14 protein-coding genes and 1 riboswitch are annotated in these 18,559 nt (G+C 59.1%); of the genes, 12 read left to right on the top strand and 2 right to left on the bottom strand.

What is annotated here, in order from left to right; genetic code table 11:
* The first annotated feature begins 9 nt into the window (after positions 1 to 9).
* Positions 10 to 248: riboswitch (cobalamin riboswitch) on the top strand.
* A 94-nt stretch (positions 249 to 342) separates the two neighbouring features.
* From ABF824_RS00575 to cobD, 5 genes are read left to right on the top strand one after another with little or no spacing between them, the layout of a single operon-like run.
* Positions 343 to 699 carry a DUF1636 family protein gene (locus ABF824_RS00575; RefSeq protein ID WP_415485856.1) on the top strand — a complete coding sequence of 119 codons (357 nt, stop codon included), beginning with the start codon at positions 343 to 345 and terminating at the stop codon, positions 697 to 699.
* A 1-nt stretch (position 700) separates the two neighbouring features.
* Entirely contained in the window at positions 701 to 1,765 is a 1,065-nt protein-coding gene (cobW, locus tag ABF824_RS00580) for a cobalamin biosynthesis protein CobW (RefSeq protein ID WP_415485857.1), read from the top strand.
* Positions 1,766 to 1,770: 5 nt separating this feature from the next.
* Positions 1,771 to 5,010, top strand: coding sequence for a cobaltochelatase subunit CobN (gene cobN / locus ABF824_RS00585; RefSeq protein ID WP_415485858.1), 3,240 nt, complete (start codon positions 1,771 to 1,773; stop codon positions 5,008 to 5,010).
* The gene (locus tag ABF824_RS00590; RefSeq protein WP_415485859.1) at positions 5,007 to 6,317 is read left to right on the top strand and encodes a cobyrinate a,c-diamide synthase; all 1,311 of its coding nucleotides are present in this window, start codon (positions 5,007 to 5,009) and stop codon (positions 6,315 to 6,317) included. Before cobN ends, ABF824_RS00590 begins: the two co-directional genes overlap by 4 nt.
* A 17-nt stretch (positions 6,318 to 6,334) precedes the next feature.
* Positions 6,335 to 7,414, top strand: a complete 1,080-nt coding sequence (gene cobD, locus ABF824_RS00595) for a threonine-phosphate decarboxylase CobD (protein ID WP_415485908.1) — start codon at positions 6,335 to 6,337, stop codon at positions 7,412 to 7,414.
* Positions 7,415 to 7,464: 50 nt separating this feature from the next.
* On the opposite strand, the gene cobO is transcribed toward cobD, so the two are convergent.
* The gene (gene cobO, locus ABF824_RS00600) at positions 7,465 to 8,073 is read right to left on the bottom strand and encodes a cob(I)yrinic acid a,c-diamide adenosyltransferase (protein ID WP_415485860.1); all 609 of its coding nucleotides are present in this window, start codon (positions 8,071 to 8,073) and stop codon (positions 7,465 to 7,467) included.
* A 253-nt stretch (positions 8,074 to 8,326) separates the two neighbouring features.
* Here cobO and ABF824_RS00605 point away from each other — a divergent pair, with 253 nt between their 5' ends.
* The 7 genes from ABF824_RS00605 (at position 8,327) to ABF824_RS00635 (ending at position 17,039) form a co-directional block, all read left to right on the top strand.
* Positions 8,327 to 8,962: a TetR/AcrR family transcriptional regulator gene (locus ABF824_RS00605; protein ID WP_415485861.1), complete on the top strand. Its 636-nt coding sequence runs from the start codon at positions 8,327 to 8,329 to the stop codon at positions 8,960 to 8,962.
* Between the two features lie 41 nt (positions 8,963 to 9,003).
* Positions 9,004 to 10,056: an efflux RND transporter periplasmic adaptor subunit gene (locus tag ABF824_RS00610; protein ID WP_415485862.1), complete on the top strand. Its 1,053-nt coding sequence runs from the start codon at positions 9,004 to 9,006 to the stop codon at positions 10,054 to 10,056.
* A complete protein-coding gene (locus tag ABF824_RS00615; RefSeq protein ID WP_415485863.1) occupies positions 10,034 to 13,153 on the top strand; it encodes an efflux RND transporter permease subunit in 3,120 nt (1,039 codons plus the stop codon). Before ABF824_RS00610 ends, ABF824_RS00615 begins: the two co-directional genes overlap by 23 nt.
* Positions 13,150 to 14,565 carry an efflux transporter outer membrane subunit gene (locus ABF824_RS00620; RefSeq protein WP_415485864.1) on the top strand — a complete coding sequence of 472 codons (1,416 nt, stop codon included), beginning with the start codon at positions 13,150 to 13,152 and terminating at the stop codon, positions 14,563 to 14,565. Before ABF824_RS00615 ends, ABF824_RS00620 begins: the two co-directional genes overlap by 4 nt.
* A gap of 109 nt (positions 14,566 to 14,674) precedes the next feature.
* Positions 14,675 to 15,265, top strand: coding sequence for an ATP-dependent protease subunit HslV (gene hslV, locus ABF824_RS00625; protein WP_415485865.1), 591 nt, complete (start codon positions 14,675 to 14,677; stop codon positions 15,263 to 15,265).
* A 2-nt stretch (positions 15,266 to 15,267) separates the two neighbouring features.
* Entirely contained in the window at positions 15,268 to 16,581 is a 1,314-nt protein-coding gene (hslU, locus tag ABF824_RS00630; protein ID WP_415485866.1) for an ATP-dependent protease ATPase subunit HslU, read from the top strand.
* Positions 16,581 to 17,039 (top strand): SufE family protein, encoded by a 459-nt coding sequence (locus ABF824_RS00635; RefSeq protein WP_415485867.1) that lies wholly within the window; start codon positions 16,581 to 16,583, stop codon positions 17,037 to 17,039. The genes hslU and ABF824_RS00635 overlap by 1 nt, the downstream gene beginning before the upstream one ends.
* 22 nt (positions 17,040 to 17,061) lie before the next feature.
* On the opposite strand, the gene ABF824_RS00640 is transcribed toward ABF824_RS00635, so the two are convergent.
* Positions 17,062 to 18,504 carry a PLP-dependent aminotransferase family protein gene (locus tag ABF824_RS00640; protein WP_415485868.1) on the bottom strand — a complete coding sequence of 481 codons (1,443 nt, stop codon included), beginning with the start codon at positions 18,502 to 18,504 and terminating at the stop codon, positions 17,062 to 17,064.
* Between the last annotated feature and the right edge of the window lie 55 nt (positions 18,505 to 18,559).

The raw sequence follows: 18,559 nt of genomic DNA on the forward strand, positions 1-18,559 counted from the left end.
GCCCCTTGCAGCAACAGCGAGACGAATGGTTCCGCTCTGCAAGCATGTCTTCAGAGCGGCTAAGAGGGAATGTGAAAGGATATCCCGCAGGGATTTCCAAGACACAGCCGCCCCCGCGACCGTTACCGGAAAGATCGCCCAACGCCACTGACCTGTGTCGGGAAGGATGAGCGATCACTGGGATGCCTTCCACGAAGGGAGCCCTGAATCCGGGAGCCGGGAGACCTGCCACCAGAGAAACAACGGGCAGCCGGGGTGCGCTGCGACCGGCAGACAGTTCCGTTGCCGTATTGCGGTCATGGGCTGACCGCGGGCACCCCAGTTGCATATCAGGGCTGGGACATGACCGCGAAACTCTTCGTTTGCACAACCTGCCGCGCTGGCGAGCCTGTCACCGAGGGACAACCCGTCGCGGGCGCGCGCCTTTATGCCGCGTTGGCCGCTGCTCCCACACCTGAAAACGTCACCATCGTGCCTGTCGAATGTCTGTCGGCCTGTAGCAACGGCTGTGCCGTGGCGCTGAGCGCACCAGACTGCTGGAGCTATGTCTATGGTCGCCTCAGCGCGGATGACGCCGCCGACATTCTGGCGGGAAGCGTTGCCTACGCGGCCACCGCCGATGGGCTGGTGCCATGGCGTGAACGTCCGCAGATTTTCCGCAAGCAGAGCCTCGCCCGAATTCCTCCAATGGAGCGCTGAGATGATCGCAACCACGCCTTCGCTTGAAAAAATTCCTGTCACTGTCATCACTGGCTTTCTCGGCGCGGGGAAAACCACGCTCATCCGTCATCTGATGACCAACTCGCAGGGGCGACGGCTTGCCGTTCTGGTGAACGAATTCGGCACGCTTGGGGTGGACGGTGATATCCTCAAATCCTGTGCGGACGAGAATTGTCCGGCAGAAAACATCCTCGAACTGGCCAATGGCTGCATCTGCTGCACCGTCGCGGATGATTTCATTCCTACCGTCGAAAAACTGATGGCCCTGCCGCAGCGACCAGATCATATCCTCATCGAGACTTCCGGCCTTGCCTTGCCTAAGCCGCTGCTCAAGGCGTTTGACTGGCCGAGCATCCGCTCCCGTATCACGGTCGATGGCGTCATCACTGTCGCGGATGCGGAAGCCGTCGCCGAAGGGCGTTTCACCCCGGATCAGGAGGCCGTGGAAGCACAGCGACAGGCTGACGAAAGTCTGGATCATGAAACCCCTCTCGCCGAGGTGTTCGAGGACCAGCTTTCCTGTGCCGATATCGTGCTTCTGTCGAAGGCCGATCTTGTGGATCAGGCGTGCCTCGACCGCGCACGCGACACCATTGTCTCCCTCTCTCCGCGTCCGCTTCCGATTGTCCCCATGAGCGACGGAGCGATCGACCCACAGGTGATCCTTGGCCTCGGCGCGGCGGCGGAAGACGACTTAGCCTCCCGTCCCTCGCATCACGATGGCGAGGACGAGCATGAACATGAGGATTTCGACAGTGTTGTCATCGACCTGCCTGAAATCTCCGATCCGGAAACACTTGTCGCCGCCGTCCGCAGACTAGCCCGCGAGCAGCAGATCCTGCGCGTGAAAGGCTATGTCGCTGTCAAGGGAAAACCGATGCGGATGCTGTTGCAGGCCGTGGGCGAGAGAGTGCGCACGCAGTATGACCGCCCGTGGGGCACGCAGTTGCGTCAGACCCGTCTCGTCGTCATTGCCGAGCACGATCATGTCGACGCCGGGACGATCCGTGCCGCCCTGACGGACGGAACCACGCCGGAGAAATAATCACCGTGCATGTCATCTTCCGCGAAAGTCACGGTTTGGACGAGACAGAAACGCCCGTCGATCTCGGGCAAAGTCCGGCAGATCTTGTCGTGCTGTCTTTCTCGGACAGCGACCTGGGGGCTTTCGCGGCTGGCTGGCATGACGCCAACGGAACATTGCCCACCTTACGGTTGGCCAATCTGGCGGCTCTGCGACATCCCCTGTCCGTCGATACCTATATCGAAGCCACGCTCACACAGGCAAAAGGCATTCTCATTCGGCTGATCGGGGGAGCCAGTTACTGGCAATATGGACTGACGCAGGTCAATTATCTGGCCCGCCAGAAAGGCATTGCTCTGGCTGTGATTCCAGCGGATGGACGGGACGATCCGCGTCTCAGCGCCGCTTCCACTGTTCCGGAGAACACGCTCAAACGGCTGGCCACGCTCTGCGACATGGGCGGCGCGATGGCGGCCCGGGCAGCGCTGGTGGAACTGGCAGATGCCGCTGGCCTCGACGCAACGCCCGTGGTCGGATTACAGCCTCTTTCCGAATACGGATGGTACGATCCGAAGGAAGGTGTCATTAGCACCGTTCCTGATGGCGACGCACCGTTGGCCGTAATCGTTTTCTATCGCTCCTACCTGACGGCAGCGGACACCGCTCCAATCGACGCCCTGATCCACGCCATGCGCGAACGCGGCTTTCGTGCTGTAGGACTGTTCGCCGCCTCGCTGAAAGCACCAGAAGCCGCTGAGTGGGTTCGTCAGGCTCTGCACAACAGCCATGCCAGCGTCATCATCAATGCCACGGCGTTTTCCTCGCGCGGCAGAGATGGAACGTCCCCTTTGGATGCGCCAGGCTGTCCTGTGTTTCAGGTCGCCCTTTCCACCGCCCGGCGCTGTGACTGGGCTGCTTCAGATCGCGGCCTCTCACCCGCCGATCTCGCCATGCATGTCGTGCTGCCTGAAGTCGATGGACGGATCTTTGCCGGGGTCGTCAGCTTCAAATCCACGGATGTACTTGATCCTCAGCTTCAGTTCTCACGACAGATCCATCAGCCAGATACCGAATGCGTCGCCGCAGTGGCAGACCGTGTGGCGGCGTGGCACAGGCTCGCCATTACACCTCCGGCTGAACGACGACTGGCGCTCATCCTGTCCACTTATCCCGGCCGACCGGACCAAATGGCGCATGCTGTCGGGCTGGATGCGCTGGCCTCAACAGATACCATCCTGACTGATCTGAAACAGACCGGTTATACGGTATCATCAAATACGCAGACTGTTGCTCACGCTTTGCAGAGTGAAACGCAAAGCTGGCCATTGACAGCCTATCGCGCGGCCCTCGCGCGTCTCCCTGAAGAACTCCGTGCAGCGTTGGAAGCCGCATGGGGCAACCCCGAACACGATCCTCTCGTGCAGGATGGTAAATTTCATTTTCCTGCTGGGTGGCGTGGCAAGATGCTGATCGCCCTGCAACCTGAACGTGGCGATGTGCAGGAACGGGACAGCGATTATCACGATCTGCTTCGTACGCCACGCCACAGCTATGTCGCCTTCTATCTCTGGCTGATGAACCAGCAGTTCCACGCCCTCCTCCACGTCGGTGCCCACGGAACACTGGAATGGCTACCCGGCAAGTCGGTGGCTTTGTCCCCCGCCTGCTGGCCTGCGACATTGATTGGAAGCCTGCCCGTTATCTATCCTTTCATCGTCAACGATCCAGGCGAAGCCGCACAGGCCAAACGGCGGATCGGCGCGGTCACGCTCGGTCATTTGCCGCCACCCCAATGCGCCAGCGCTACACCGGAAGGTCTGTTGCGGCTGGAACGACTGCTCGACGAATATTCCACCGCGGAAGGACTGGACCCGGCCCGACGTGATCGTCTGATCACCACGATCCGCAGCGAGGCACAGGCCACGGGCGTGGAACAGGATCTCGGCATCCAGCAGGACGCCAGCGCGGCCGAAGCCATCGTGCGGATTGACCGTTTTGTCTGCGACATCAAGGAAAGCCAGTTCGGTGATGGGTTGCACGTCTATGGACAGGGTGCTGGTGAACGCGAAGGACTGCTCACCGCCTTGGCTGGCCGCAAGGTAGAACCGGGTCCGGCAGGTTCACCCTTTCGAGGCAGACGCGATGTGCTGCCGACAGGACGCAATCTCTATACGGTCGATCCACGCAGCGTTCCCAGTCGTGTCGCTTACGCACAGGGCGTGAAACTGGCGGAAGAATTGCTGCGTCGTCATCTACAGGATCACGGTGACTGGCCGCGAGGACTGGTCGTCGATCTGTGGGGCTCGGCCACCATGCGCACCGCTGGCGAGGAATTCGCCATGGCCCTGCATCTCGCGGGTGTGGCGCCACAATGGGACATCGATTCAGACCGTGTATGCGGCTTTGAGATTCTCCCACCTGCCCTGCTCGGTCGTCCCCGGATTGATGTGACATTGCGGGTTTCGGGCCTGTTCCGCGACGTTTTCCCCGGCATGGCGCAGATGTTTGAAACAGCGGCGGCAGCGCTGGCCGAACGGGATGAGCCTGTGGAGGAAAATCCATACGCTACCCGTGGGCCACGGGTTTTCGGCCCTCGCCCCGGTCATTATGGCATCGGCCTTGGAACGGCCCTCGAAGATTACACGCCCGAGGGCCGGAATGATGCAGGCGAGGCGTGGCTCAGTTCTTCGGAATGGACGATCGGTGCAAATGGCGACATCCAGCGCAACCGCGAAGCATTGGAGACACGCCTCCGGGCAACAGACAGCGTCGCCCATGTGCAGGATCTGGCCGAAACCGATCTGCTGCTTTCTTCCGATTATGCCGCCCATGAAGCTGGTCCCGCAGCCGCCATCGCCTTCCTTGGCGGAACGGCGCCAACTCTCTATCACATCGACGCAACAGAGACCGGCTCACCGCGAGCGCGCCTGCTCCGCGAAGAACTGGCGCGTGTCGTACGAGCGCGGGCTGGTAATCCAAACTGGGCGAGCGGCATGATGCGCCATGGTTTCCGTGGTGCAGCGGAAATCACGGCGACGCTCGACAATCTCGCCGCCTTCGCCCAACTGACGCGCGATGTGCCAGCCCATCTCTTCGATATTTATCATGACGCCACATTGGGGCGTGACGATCTGGTGACATTCATGGAACAGGCAAACCCCGGTGCGCTCGCCGCCCTACGGGATCGTTTCCGCGCACTTGCCGACGCAGGCCTGTGGGTCACGCGCCGCAACGCCATTGCCGCCAGCCTGAGAGACGATCCATGACCTGTCGCGGCCTCATCATTTCCGCGCCGGCTTCTGGCGCGGGCAAAACCACGATCATGCTGGGACTGCTGTCTGCGTTGCGGGCACGCGGATTGACGGTGCAACCATTCAAGAATGGCCCTGATTACATCGACCCTGCCTTTCATGCCGTCGCATCCGGGCGGTCTTCCCTCAATCTCGATAGTTGGGCCATGTCCAGGGAACAGCTTGCCGGTCTGATTGGCTCGCATACGGATGTGGACCTGATGATTGCCGAAGGGTCGATGGGACTTTTCGATGGTGTGGCGTCAAAAGGTGAGACGGGTAACGGCGCAAGCGCCGATCTCGCGGTGCTGACCGGATGGCCCGTGGTGCTGGTGCTGGATGTGTCCGGACAGGCTCAATCCGCCGCTGCCATAGCCCACGGTTTTGCAACCTTTTCACCCAAGGTCCGGCTGGCTGGCGTGATCCTCAACCGGGTTGCCAGTCCACGCCATGAAGCCCTGATCCGGAAGGGGATGGCGGAGGCCGGGCTACGGGTGCTGGGTGCCCTCCCCCGTCGTCAAAGCATGGCGTTGCCGGAACGGCATCTCGGCCTCGTGCAGGCGGAAGAGCAGCCGCAACTGGTGGCACTGTTGGGCGAACTGGGAGAGTTCATCAGCACGCATGTGGATCTGGAGCAGATTCATACATTGGCATCAGGCACTCTCGGTCATGACGCTTCTCCGGTTGCCATCGCGCCGCCCGGTCAGCGAATAGCGCTGGCGCGGGATGCTGCTTTTTCTTTTATCTATCCCCATCTGCTCGAAGGATGGCGTCGGGCCGGAGCAGAAATCTCCCTATTTTCACCTCTCGCCGACGAAACGCCTGATCCAGATGCAGATGCCTGCTGGCTGCCGGGAGGGTATCCCGAACTTCATGCTGGCCGACTGGCTGCAGCCGCCCATTTCCTTGAGGGATTACGACGTTTCGCTGCGAACAAACCGGTGCATGGCGAGTGTGGAGGCTACATGGCGATGGGCGCGGGATTGATCGACGCTCAAGGCACGCGGCACGAAATGGCGGGGCTTCTGGGCCTTGAGACCTCTTTCGGCACAAGACGGATGCATCTGGGTTACCGGCTGGCGACACTCTTAGCCCCCATACCCGGTTACGAAACTGGACAACACCTGCGGGGACACGAGTTTCATTACGCCACGATTGTCCAACAGCCCGATGATAAGCTCGCATGCGCCGTCGATGCCAACGGTGCTTCCGTTACCGAAGCCGGGTCACGGCGCGGGCTGGCCACAGGGACTTTCTTTCACCTGATCGCTCCTGCGACATGATGGAGAAAACAGACAGGATGGAAAAGAAGGATTTCCCGATAGTGTCTGATGAAGACATCAGTTTTCGACCGCTTTCCATTCCCGCGCATGGCGGACAGGTTCGCACGATCATGCGTCATTTTCCCGATGCACCACGTCCCTATATCGACCTGTCCACCGGCATCAATCCGAATGCTTATCCTTTCATCATGCCTTCCTTCCACAGCCTGACGCGCCTGCCCGAAGCGGATGAAGAGAAAGATCTGCGCGTGGCTGCGGCGATTGCCTATAGAGCGGCTGATCCAGACATGGTTGTAACCGGCCCGGGCAGCCAAAGCCTGATTTCGCTTCTGCCGCGCATACTGCCAGCCTCGCAGGCGTGCATCTGGGGCCCAACCTATTCAGGCCATGCCACTGCATGGAAACTATCGGGAAAAACCGTCGCGCAGGTTTTCGACTGGGAAAACCTCTGGCAGAAGGCAGCCCATCCGGGAACCGTCTGTATTCTGTGCAATCCCAACAACCCGGACGGGCGCATTGTCTCGCCGGCACTCCTAAAGGAACTGGCCGACCGCTGCGCATCGTACGGAAATCATCTTGTCATTGATGAGGCTTTCGCAGATTTCGATTGTGAAAGTCTGATACCGGCACTTCCGCATCCGGGCCTGATTGTGCTGCGCTCGTTCGGTAAGACTTATGGATTGCCGGGAATACGTCTGGGCTTTTTACTTGCGTCTCCAGACATGGCGGAACATGCTCGCAATCTGGTGGGAGCATGGCCTGTCAGCAGCATAGCCATTGCGGCCGGGAAAGAGGCCCTGCGAGACGATGATTGGTTGGAACAGGCGCGTCTTACGGCGTTACGTGCGAAAAAACGCCTTGTCACCCTTCTGGATCGGGCTGGCCTGCGCCACACCGGGCAAGCGAGCCTCTTCACACTTGTTCAGACGCATAACGCGGAAACCTTCTGGACCCACCTGTGCGAAAATGGAATCGTTTCTCGCATATTCGCCGAACGACCCGATACGCTGCGTCTGGGCCTTCCGGCGAATGAAGAAGCATGGACACGTCTGGAAACCGCGATTGAATACTGGCGAGAGCGGATGATGGCCGTCTGATACCAGAGTTTTTAAGATTTATTTCCGCTGCTTTTTCATATCAGAAAACCTCAGAACTCGATCCCTTCCTGCGCCCGCACGCCTGCCTTGAAGTGATGTTTCACCAACGTCATCTCCGTGACCATATCCGCCGCTTCGATCAGTGCCTGTTTGGCATTCCGCCCCGTCACCCAGACATGCTGACTGGCCGGGCGTCGGGCGATATCCTCCAAAACGCGATCCAGCGAAAGATAATCATAGCGCAAGGCAATATTCAACTCGTCCAGAATGACCAGATCGACATCGTCAGAAAGCAGTGCGGCCTTTGCTACTTCCCACGCCCGCTCACAGGCTGCGATATCCTTCTCCCTGTCCTGCGTCTCCCACGTAAAGCCTTCGCCTAGCGCGTGCCACTCCACCTGATCACCAAAACGCTCAAGCGCGTGACGCTCGCCCGTATCCCATGCCCCCTTGATGAACTGCACGACGACAACTTTCTTGCCGCGCCCCAGCATCCTGAGCGCCATTCCGAAGGCCGCCGTGGATTTGCCTTTTCCTCCGCCCGTATGAACGGCCAGCAATCCCCGCGTCTCGGTTTTTGACGCGACTTCACGATCCTGAACTGCCTTGCGCTTCGCCATCTTTTCCTTGTGGCGTGCGTTGTCGTCCGTCTGCGTCATGTCCTGCTTTCTCCTGCGTCAGGTCGTATTGCACCATTCAGGTGCCGAGCACTGCACTCCCGTATCGGAAAACAGGGCACTCTGACGAGTCATTGCACTTCAACCCGCCCTTTCACGTGAAAAATCGGCCTTCCCTCAATTATTCCTTTGCGAGACGATACCGTCTCGACTACTTAGCACACAAAGAGATCATGGCGTTTTCCGGAGGACTGACGTGGAGACAAAGCGGCGTGGGGGACGCCCGGACACCAGAATGTCCGAGGAACTGGATAAACTCATCCTTCACACGGCCAGTCGACTGTTTGGTGAACAGGGCTACGCCGCGACTTCGGTCGAACAGATCGCGGCCGTCGCCAAGGTCGGAAAGCAGACGATCTACCGGCGATACGCGTCCAAGGAAGCTCTGTTCAAAACAGTCATTACGGATCTTGGACAGAGCTTTCTGGCGGCTGCCACACCCTCGGATGATAGCGTTTCCCTCAATCCGCTGCTTGCCTTGCAACAGACAATGAGAAAGCTGCTGGATCTTGTTCTCGCCCCCGAGACGGTCGCCCTCAGTCGCACCTTTATTGGCGAAGCATGGCGGTTTCCCGATCTGGTGGAACATGCGGGAGCCAGCATATTCCTGCCCCTTGAACAACTGACGCATGAATTGCTGACAGCCGTGGAAAAAACGGGCTTTCTGAAACTTCAGGAAAGTCTGGAACTGACCAGCCGTGCCCTCACGGGCCTGCTGCTGGGCTGCCCGCATCAGCACGTACTGTTCGGACGGGACTTTCTTCAAACAGCGGAAGAACGTGATCGCTATCTTGAAATAAGCTGGCGCAACTTCATGACAGGTATCCTGTCGGAAAAAGGTCTGGCCGCGCTGGAAGGCAAATCCTCATGAAACATTCCATACGGCCATTTCCCCTTCTAGCGGTCTGCAGCATGGCCACGTTCCTGACCGGCTGTCACAAGAAAGCGCCTCCGCCAGAAGAAATCCGACCTGTTCGGTCTATGGTGATACGTCCCACCACGGCTTCCAACGATGAATTTCTGACTGGCCAGATCACGGCACATCGCACGGTGAACCTGTCTTTTCGTCTTGCGGGAAAGATAGTCGAACGCACCACTCAGGTGGGTGAAACCGTGCATGCCGGACAACTGCTCGCACGTCTGGATGATGCTGTGGCGCGTCAGGCTCTGCGCGCCGCCACTGGCGATGCTCTGGCAGCCAGAGCATCGTTGGCCCAAGCGACGCCCTTGCAGAAACGGGCCACCGCCCTCCTCCCTGATAACGCTATTTCCCGCAATGACTACGACGAAGCGATCCTGCGTTACCGCACGTCGCAGGATGCCGTGCAATCCACGGAAGCGCGCGAACGTATCGCCCGGGAAGAACTGGACCACACCCGGCTTGTTGCAAATACGGATGGGGTGATTACGGAACGCATGGCCGAGGTCGGTGAAGTGGTCGCGGCGGGGCAACCCGTCCTGCGGATGGCTGAAGCGGCCGGCCGGGATGCCGTGTTTGACGTCTCAGGCGAACTCCTGCGCGCCGGTCTGGAAACCGGCACGATCCTGACCGTCTGCCTTGATGCAAACCGTCACGTCTGCGTCGATGGCACACTTTACGAACTGGCCCCCGACGCTGATCCGTTGACACGCACCTACCGGGCAAAAGTGCTGCTGCGGAACCCGCCTGCCGCCATGACACTCGGCGCGGTGGCCGTCGGGCGTATTTCCGATTCATCGCGTCCCGACATTCATCTTCCCGCTGCGGCATTGACTGCACAGGACGGGAAACCGGCGGTGTGGATCATCGCACCCGATACGATGAGAGTCACACTCCGGCAGGTTGGCGTCACGCGTTACAGCGCTGATGATGTCACCATCACGTCTGGACTGAATACAGGTGAGCGTGTCGTCACCGCCGGTGTGCAGGCCCTGCACCCGAACCAGAAAATTTCCCTGCTGGATGATGCCGATGTCCGTCCCTGAAGAAAAAGAACGTCAGGGACTGAATCTTTCGGACTGGTCGATCCGCCACCGGGCGCTCGTCCTGTTCTTCATGATCCTGATCGCGGTCGCGGGTATCCGGTCCTATTTCAACCTTGGCCGGAACGAAGACCCCCCTTTTACCGTCAAGACAATGGTCGTTCAGGCCATGCTGCCGGGTGCGACTGTTGAGGAAACGACTCATCAGCTCACGGACAGGATCGAAAAGAAGCTTCAGGAGACGCCATATTTCGATTATGTCAAAAGCTATACCATTGCTGGCAAGACTACCATTCTGGTCAATCTCCTTGGCAGCACACCAAAGGCGCAGGTCGCAGATATCTGGTATCAGGTCCGCAAGAAAGTTGGGGATATCAAACCCTATCTGCCCAGCACGACGGTCGGACCGTTTTTCGATGACGAATTCGGCGATACATACGGCATCATTTACGCTTTTACCGCCGATGGTTTTTCGCACCGTGATCTGAAGGATTACGTCGAAACTGTCCGCGATGAACTGTTGCATGTGCCTGATGTCGCCAAGATCGAAACACTGGGTGCGCAGGATGAGAAAATCTATGTTGATTTCTCCAGTCGGCACTTAGCCCGACTTGGCATCAATGGCGCAATGATCGCTGCGTCTCTTCAGGCGCAGAACGCCCTTGTTCCCTCAGGCACGATCGACACCGGCAAGGAGCAGATCCTCGTTCAGCCGACAGGAAAGTTCAATTCTGTCGAAGATGTCGCGAACGTCACGGTCTATGCGGGCAACCGCAAGATACGGCTCGGCGACATCGCCACCATCACCCGCGGCTATTCCGACCCGCCAGAAACGATGTTCCGCGTAAACGGACATGATGCCGTTGGACTGGCGCTTTCCATGACCAATGGTGGCAACGTGCTGGCATTGGAAAAGAATGTCTCCGCGAAAATGGCGGAGCTTCATGCACGGATGCCTGTTGGCATTGAAGCCCACCTTGTCGCCAATCAGCCGGAGGTCGTGAAAGAGGCGGTCGGCGATTTCACGGAAGCCCTGTTCGAAGCGATCGCCATTGTGCTGGGGATCAGCTTTCTCAGCCTCGGTGGACGTGCGGGCACGGTCGTCGCATTCTGTATTCCCTTCGTGCTGGCCGTCGTTTTCACCTGCATGGAAATGCTCGGCATCGACCTGCAACGCGTCTCTCTGGGGGCGCTGATCATTGCGCTCGGCCTGCTGGTGGATGACGCGATGATCACTGTCGAGAGCATGGTCAGCAAGCTGGAAGAAGGCTGGAGCCTGACCAGAGCAGCGACCTTTGCCTATACATCCACGGCCTTTCCCATGCTGACCGGAACACTCGTGACGGTGGCCGGCTTCGTGCCGGTCGGTTTCGCCCATAGCGTCGCCGGGGAATATACTTTTTCCCTGTTCGCCGTGGTCGGTCTGGCCCTGATTGTCTCATGGTTCGTAGCGGTGCTTGTCGCCCCGCTGATCGGCGTGACCATTCTGCGCCCCAAGCCGAATGCTTCCAGCGAGACTGCCAAGGAACCGGCGAAGGAGCCGCCTAAAGGCAGGATCATGAGGTCTTTCGAACGCCTTCTGCTCGTCACCATGCGTCGTCCCCGCATGACCGTCCTGCTGAGCATTGGAGCCCTGCTTGTTGCGCTGGTTCTTTCGCCTCTCGTGCCAAAGCAGTTCTTCCCCGCTTCCGATCGCCCCGAGCTTCTGGTCAACCTTTCTCTCCGTCAGGGATCTTCCATCAAGGCGACAAGCGATATTTCGCGCAGGCTCGACGCCATGCTGCGGAACGATCCGGATATCGACCACTGGAGTTCCTACGTCGGGCGCGGCGCGATCCGGTTCTATCTGTCGCTCGACGAGCAGCTCCCGAATGATTTCTTCACCCAGACCGTCATTGTCGCCAAAAGCGCCGTCGCCCGCGAACGGGTGCGTCATCGCCTAGACGATAAACTGAGCCGGGAAATGCCAGAAGTCGTGCATGGCCTCTTCCCTCTGGAACTGGGGCCACCTGTCGGCTGGCCAGTGCAGTATCGGGTGTCCGGCCGCGATCCTGAGAAGGTCCGTCATTACGCTCAGGATGTGGCGCAGATGATGGCGGCAAGCGGCAATCTGCGGCTGATCAATTTCGACTGGGGCGACCCGGCGCGCAAACTGCGAATTGACGTCCGGCAGGAAGAGGCGCGCCGTCTGGGCCTCTCTTCCGCCGCCATCGCACTGGCCATCAATTCGACCGTCACAGGCATGAGCGCCACACAGATCCGAGACAGCATCTATCTCGTGGATATCGTTCTGCGTGCGAAAGAGGAGGAGCGTCTTTCCATCGAAAGCCTCCGCAATCTGGACATTCGCTTGCCCAACGATCTCACCGTGCCGCTCTCATCGGTCGCGACCGTTTCCTATGTGGAAGACTATCCGTTGATCTGGCGGCGTAACCGCCTGCCAACCATGACGGTTCAGGCGCAGCTTCGGGAAAAAGTTCAGGCTGATACGGCTGTTGCGGCACTGGCCAGCAAGATTGCCGATTTCAACGCCCATCTTCCTCCCGGTTATCAGGTAACCGTTGGAGGCACGGTCGAGGAAAGCGCGAAAGCCCAGAACTCGGTGATCGCCGTCATGCCTGTCATGGCGCTCATCATGATGGCTGTCCTGATGATCCAGCTTCAGAGCTTCAAACGACTGGCGCTCGTGCTCAGTGTGGCGCCTTTCGGGCTGATCGGTGTTGTCATCGCGTTGCTCGTCACCCAGAACCCGATGGGCTTCATCGCCCTGTTGGGACTTGTGGCTCTGGTGGGTATGATCATCCGCAACTCAGTCATTCTCGTTCATCAGATCGAAATCGAGCAGCAGGACGGCAAGACGGAATGGGATGCTGTGGTCGCGGCCGCCATGATCCGTTTCCGTCCCATCATGCTGACGGCCGTTGCTGCCATTCTTGGCATGCTGCCCATTGCCTCCAGTGTGTTCTGGGGACCCATGGCGGATGTCATCATGGGCGGACTGGCCGTTGCCACGGCGCTGACGCTAATCTTCCTCCCCTCCCTTTACGTCATCTGGTTTCGTGTGAAGGAGCCTTCAGCATCGGCAGGGACAGCATCATGAAACGATCTTTTCTTGTTCTTGCCCTGCTTCTACCGGGCTGCGCCTGGCTGGCGCCCGATTACAAACGGCCGACAGTGGACCTTCCGGAAAAGTGGAGTGACGCCAAGCCAGTTGTTCCACGGGATGACAGCGCATGGTGGCACCAGTACGGCGATCCGGTGCTTGACCAGCTGGAGGCGGACGCCGCGCAACATTCCGACGATATCGCGCTGGCCAAAAGCAGCCTGTTACAGGCGCAGGCGCAGTACAGCTACGCTTTCGCCAACCAGCTTCCTTCCCTGTCCGTTGCCGGAGGCGACGCCTACGGGCAGTTCGCCAACGGCAATGTCCGGGCACTCAACCAGAGTTTCCATTTTCCAAACAAGACCAGCAATCTGGGCTTTGTTGGCGGCGTCCTGAATTACGAACTGGATTTGTGGGGTAAAAACGCCAGCCTCAGCAATGCCGCCAAGGCTGGCGTCAAAGCCGCGACCTATGCCGAGGATGCCGCACGCCTTTCCGTGGCGGCAGGCGTGGCGAAACTGTATTTCAGCCTGCGCGCTCTGGATGACAATGTCGCCATCCTGAAAGACAGCGTGCGCACGCAGGACGAAATACTCGCTCTCGTTCAGCATCAGTATGATGTCGGCGCGGTGGATGCGTTGCTCCTTCAGGATGCTACGGAACGGCGGGACGCCATTCACGCCGCGCTCCCCGATATGGAGGATCAGCGCAACAACGCGGAAAGCGCTCTGGCTGTTCTGGGGGGGCGTTCACCGCGAGACATCGTGCAGACAGGTGTGACCAGAGGCAAAACTCTCGAAGACCTGACGATCCCTGAACCAACTCCTTCCGTGCTGCCATCCGAACTTCTTGAACGGCGACCGGATATCGCCATGCACGAACAGATGCTCATCTCCAGCAACTTCAACATCGGATACGCGCGGGCAGCTTATTTCCCGAGCATTTCCCTTGCTTCTCTGGCTGGGGTGAACAACATCGACATCGACAATCTCTATAAGGCGACCAGTCGTTCATGGACACTCGGTGCGGCCATGGCAGCGCCTGTCCTTGATTTTGGCCGGACAGAAAGCGGCGTAAAGCTGGCGAAAGCGAACAGGAACCAGCAGATCGTCCTGTATCAGCAGGCCGTGCGTGCCGCCTTCAAGGAAGTCAGGGATGCGCTGCTATCCCAGGGCACGGCCTCTGAACGGGATACAGACAACAGCAGCCGGGAAGCCGCCGCCCAACAGAAGCTCCGACTGACCACGCTCCGACTGAAACATGGTTACGCCAGCCAGTTGGACGTTCTCGCCGCACAGTCAACATTGCAGCTGGCAGAGCTTTCCAATGTGACAGCCCGGCTGCAACGTCTCGATGCGTCGGTCGATCTCTACAGAGCGATGGGCGGAGGCTTCCATACCGCCCATTGAGCGGACGGGAAAGATCGAGGGGCGCGGCTGCAAACGCGGCACATGCCGCCTGCCCTCCTGCCGCATGCGCCCTCTTGAGATTGCAGCCAAAAGGCTTATCTCTTGAGCCATGAACACATATCAGTCCTCCCCTCATGACCCTGTCGGCTGGCATGGCACCACCATCATCTGCGTGCGACGCGATGGGGAGGTCGCCATGGCGGGTGACGGGCAGGTTTCGCTTGGCTCGACCGTGGTGAAGGGCAACGCCCGCAAGGTCCGCCGGATTGGCCCGAAAAAGCAGGTTCTGGCTGGCTTCGCTGGCGCGACCGCCGATGCTTTCACGCTGCTGGAACGGCTGGAATCCAAGCTCGAACGTTTCCCCAACCAGCTTGAGCGCGCCTGCGTGGAACTGGCGAAGGACTGGCGGACGGATCGTTACCTGCGCCGACTGGAGGCAATGCTGATCGTCGCGGATGAGCAGGGCTCCTACACCGTGACCGGCAATGGCGACGTGCTTTCCCCCGAGGACGGCATCATCGCCATCGGCTCGGGCGGCAACTTTGCGCTCTCCGCGGCTCGTGCGCTCCTGCCGATCGACGGTCTAACGGCATCAGAAATCGCGCAACGCGCCATGAAGATCGCGGGGGACATCTGTGTTTACACAAACCATTCGGTGACGCTCGAAACATTGAGCGCGAATGACGGAAAGGCGGTCTGAGCATGACGATCAACCATTTTTCACCCGCCGAGACCGTCGCCGAACTCGACCGCTACATCATCGGCCAGAAGGACGCGAAGCGCGCCGTCGCCATCGCCCTGCGCAACCGCTGGCGGCGTGCACAGCTGCCGGAAGGTATGCGCGAAGAGGTTGTGCCAAAAAACATCCTGATGATCGGTCCGACCGGCTGCGGCAAGACCGAAATTGCCCGGCGCCTTGCCAAGCTGGCGCAGGCACCGTTCATCAAGGTCGAAGCGACGAAATTCACCGAAGTGGGTTATGTCGGGCGCGACGTCGAGACGATCATCCGTGATCTGGTCGAAAACGCCATCGTCATGCTGCGCGAAGTGCGTCGCAAGGATGTGCTTCAGCGGGCACAGGAAGCAGCCGAGGAACGGCTGGTAGGCATTCTGGCGGGCGAACATTCCTCGGCGGACACCCGGTCGCATTTCCGCAAGCTGCTTCGGGGTGGCTCACTGGACGACAAGGAAATCGAGATCGCCATCACCCCGGACCCTGCGGCGCAGGCCACGCCCGAAATGCCGGGCATGATGCCAGGTGCGTCGATGAATTTCGGCGACATGATGAAGAATATCCTCGGTCGCACGCCTCAGACACGTCGTCTGACAGTGGCCGCAGCACGCGAACAGTTGACCCGGGAGGAAGCGGACAAGCTGGTCGATAACGATGCTCTTAACCGGGATGCAGTCCAGCACGTTCAGGATAATGGCATCGTTTTTCTCGATGAGGTGGACAAGGTCTGCGCCCGTTCCGAAGGCGGTTTCCGAGGTGCTGATGTCTCGCGTGAGGGTGTGCAGCGCGACCTGCTGCCGCTGATCGAAGGCACGACCGTTTCAACCAAATATGGATTGGTGAAGACCGATCATATTCTCTTCATCGCCTCGGGTGCATTCCATCTCTCCAAGCCTTCCGATCTCCTGCCAGAGCTTCAGGGGCGTCTACCGATCCGCGTGGAACTCCAGCCTCTGAGCCGCGCCGATTTGCGGCGTATCCTCACAGAGCCGGAACATTCGCTGTGCAAGCAGTATATTTCGCTGATTGGCACGGAGAATGTGAAGCTGGAATTCACGGATGCCGCCATCGACGCACTGGCCGAATTGGCTGCTGATGTGAACGAGCAGATCGAGAATATCGGTGCCCGCCGTCTGGCGACCGTGATGGAAAAGCTGCTGGAAGATGTGTCCTTCACGGCATCCGAACATGAAGGGGAGACCATCGTCATCGACGCCGATCTCGTGCGTGAACGTGTCGCGCCCCTTGCCCGACAGGGTGATCTGAGCCGGTTTATTCTCTGATGCTGGACAAAGCTTTCGTTCGTCCGGAGGACGACACCGCCGCCGATGCTATTGAGGCCATCGGCGATGAACTGGCTCTGTTCGATGACTGGATGGACCGTTATCAGTACATCATCGAACTGGGAAAGAAGCTCCCTCCCTTCCCCAAAGAATGGGAAAACGATGCGCACCGCGTGCCCGGCTGCCAGAGTCAGGTCTGGCTGGAAGGCCGTGTGGACGATAACGGCGCCATGTATTTTGCCGGGGCGTCGGATGCGGCCATCGTCATGGGGCTCGTGGCGCTTCTGCTGCGCGTCTATTCCGGACGTGAACCGGAAGAAATCGTAGCGACGGACTCATCCTTCCTGAGCGATCTGGGATTGGTGCAGGCTCTTTCCACCAATCGCGGAAACGGAGTGGAAGCCATGGCCCGCGCCATTCGGTCCGCCGCTGCGCAGGAAATGGGAAAAACCGACTGACGGAGGAACGTCCGGAGCGGCTTCACCGCGCTCCGGACTGTTCAAGCACTCTCTGCATAATCTCTCGGAACGACTGAATATTCGCATCGGTTGCGTCCGCAAAACCGACGACCAGCCCTTCTCTTTTTTCCGCAAGGCACAACGCGGAGAGACGGGCTGGACGGAAGCCTTTCCGGGCCAGAGCGCCCATTGCGGCATTCTCCAGACCGCTCCGCATGAAAGTCACGGCAAGCTGGACACCACCATCCGGCGGACGCACCCGTACATCCGGCAACGTTGTGAGAGCGTGGTATAAAGCGTTCCCGCGTGCTTCATAGGTTTTTGCAATCCGTCGCAATTGGGCCCGGTAAAGCCCTGTCCGCATCGCCTCTGCCAGAGCAAGCTGGGCATGTAGTCCCGCCATCATGCCAAGATTGCGTAGAGCGATACGCAACGGGGCAACAAGAGAAGGCGGAACCGCCATCCAGCCAACACGCAAGGCTGGCATAAGAGTTTTTGCAGCCGACCCCACATAGATGACCTCATCCTGTTGGGCATAGGCAGCAAGAGCAGCGATTTCCCGACCGCGCCAGAGAAATTCACTGTCGTAATCGTCTTCCAGAACAAGAACCCCTGTCTGTCGCGCCTTTTCCAGAATCTGCATTCTTCTTGCGAAAGACAGACGTGTTCCCAAAGGATATTGATTGGAAGGCGTCAGATAGATCAGCCGTGCCTTCTCCGGCACCATTTCCGGAATCATCCCCTCTTCATCGACGGGAACGGGTGCCAGCTTCAATCCTGCTCCGAGAAAAGCCGTGCGGGCTCCCGGATAAGCCGGATCTTCTAGCGCAGCACACTCACCGGGATCTGTCAGGAGTTGCGCAATCAGTGCCAGAGATGCCTGTGTGCCTGTCGTGATCAGGATCTGCTCTGATGAAACACTTACGCCGCGATCCGAGAAAAGACGCTCAGCAAGACATTCACGCAGAGAAGCAATACCAAATGGCTCGTCATAACCGCACACATCTCCATGACGCTGGCGTGCCACACGCCGAAGAATCTGTCCCCACTCCGCTGCGGGAAACAATGTTTCGTCTGGCACACCGGGCGACATGCGCCCTTTGCTCACGGCATAACCCGGCGAACGGACATCGCTGGCCAGCGTAACTCCTCGATGCGAAATCATCACATTACGCGCGATGGACTGCTGTTTGACGCCTGTCTGGAGCGCAACAATTTCAGGCGCGGCTCCCGCATTTACATGAAGCACGCCTTCTGCCCGCAACAGGTCATAAGCATCATTGATCGTGCTGCGCGAAACACCCAGCATGTCTGCCGCCTTCCGGCTAGAGGGCAGTTTCGTGCCTGATGCGATCTGTCCGGCACGGATTGCCCGCAACAGATCACGATAGATCTGAACAGGCATGGTTTCGGGGTGAGCCGGATCAGGAAGCGTATAGGTTGGCAGAAAAACTGGTCTGGGCATTTCGTCTCAAACTGGACATCGCTCCAATCCAGTTCAGCATGTATCGAAGGAAGAA

This window comes from Acetobacter sp. (genome assembly GCF_047721705.1).
Lineage (GTDB): Bacteria > Pseudomonadota > Alphaproteobacteria > Acetobacterales > Acetobacteraceae > Acetobacter.

Excerpts from the sequence above, each read along its gene's own strand:
- ABF824_RS00575 (WP_415485856.1), top strand. The coding sequence starts at position 343 with ATGACCGCGAAACTCTTCGTTTGCACAACCTGCCGCGCTGGCGAGCCT.
- cobW (WP_415485857.1), top strand. The coding sequence starts at position 701 with ATGATCGCAACCACGCCTTCGCTTGAAAAAATTCCTGTCACTGTCATC.
- ABF824_RS00590 (WP_415485859.1), top strand. The coding sequence starts at position 5,007 with ATGACCTGTCGCGGCCTCATCATTTCCGCGCCGGCTTCTGGCGCGGGC.
- cobD (WP_415485908.1), top strand. The coding sequence starts at position 6,335 with ATGGAAAAGAAGGATTTCCCGATAGTGTCTGATGAAGACATCAGTTTT.
- cobO (WP_415485860.1), bottom strand. The coding sequence starts at position 8,073 with ATGACGCAGACGGACGACAACGCACGCCACAAGGAAAAGATGGCGAAG.
- ABF824_RS00605 (WP_415485861.1), top strand. The coding sequence starts at position 8,327 with ATGTCCGAGGAACTGGATAAACTCATCCTTCACACGGCCAGTCGACTG.
- ABF824_RS00610 (WP_415485862.1), top strand. The coding sequence starts at position 9,004 with ATGGCCACGTTCCTGACCGGCTGTCACAAGAAAGCGCCTCCGCCAGAA.
- ABF824_RS00615 (WP_415485863.1), top strand. The coding sequence starts at position 10,034 with ATGATGCCGATGTCCGTCCCTGAAGAAAAAGAACGTCAGGGACTGAAT.
- ABF824_RS00620 (WP_415485864.1), top strand. The coding sequence starts at position 13,150 with ATGAAACGATCTTTTCTTGTTCTTGCCCTGCTTCTACCGGGCTGCGCC.
- hslV (WP_415485865.1), top strand. The coding sequence starts at position 14,675 with ATGAACACATATCAGTCCTCCCCTCATGACCCTGTCGGCTGGCATGGC.
- hslU (WP_415485866.1), top strand. The coding sequence starts at position 15,268 with ATGACGATCAACCATTTTTCACCCGCCGAGACCGTCGCCGAACTCGAC.
- ABF824_RS00635 (WP_415485867.1), top strand. The coding sequence starts at position 16,581 with ATGCTGGACAAAGCTTTCGTTCGTCCGGAGGACGACACCGCCGCCGAT.
- ABF824_RS00640 (WP_415485868.1), bottom strand. The coding sequence starts at position 18,504 with ATGCCCAGACCAGTTTTTCTGCCAACCTATACGCTTCCTGATCCGGCT.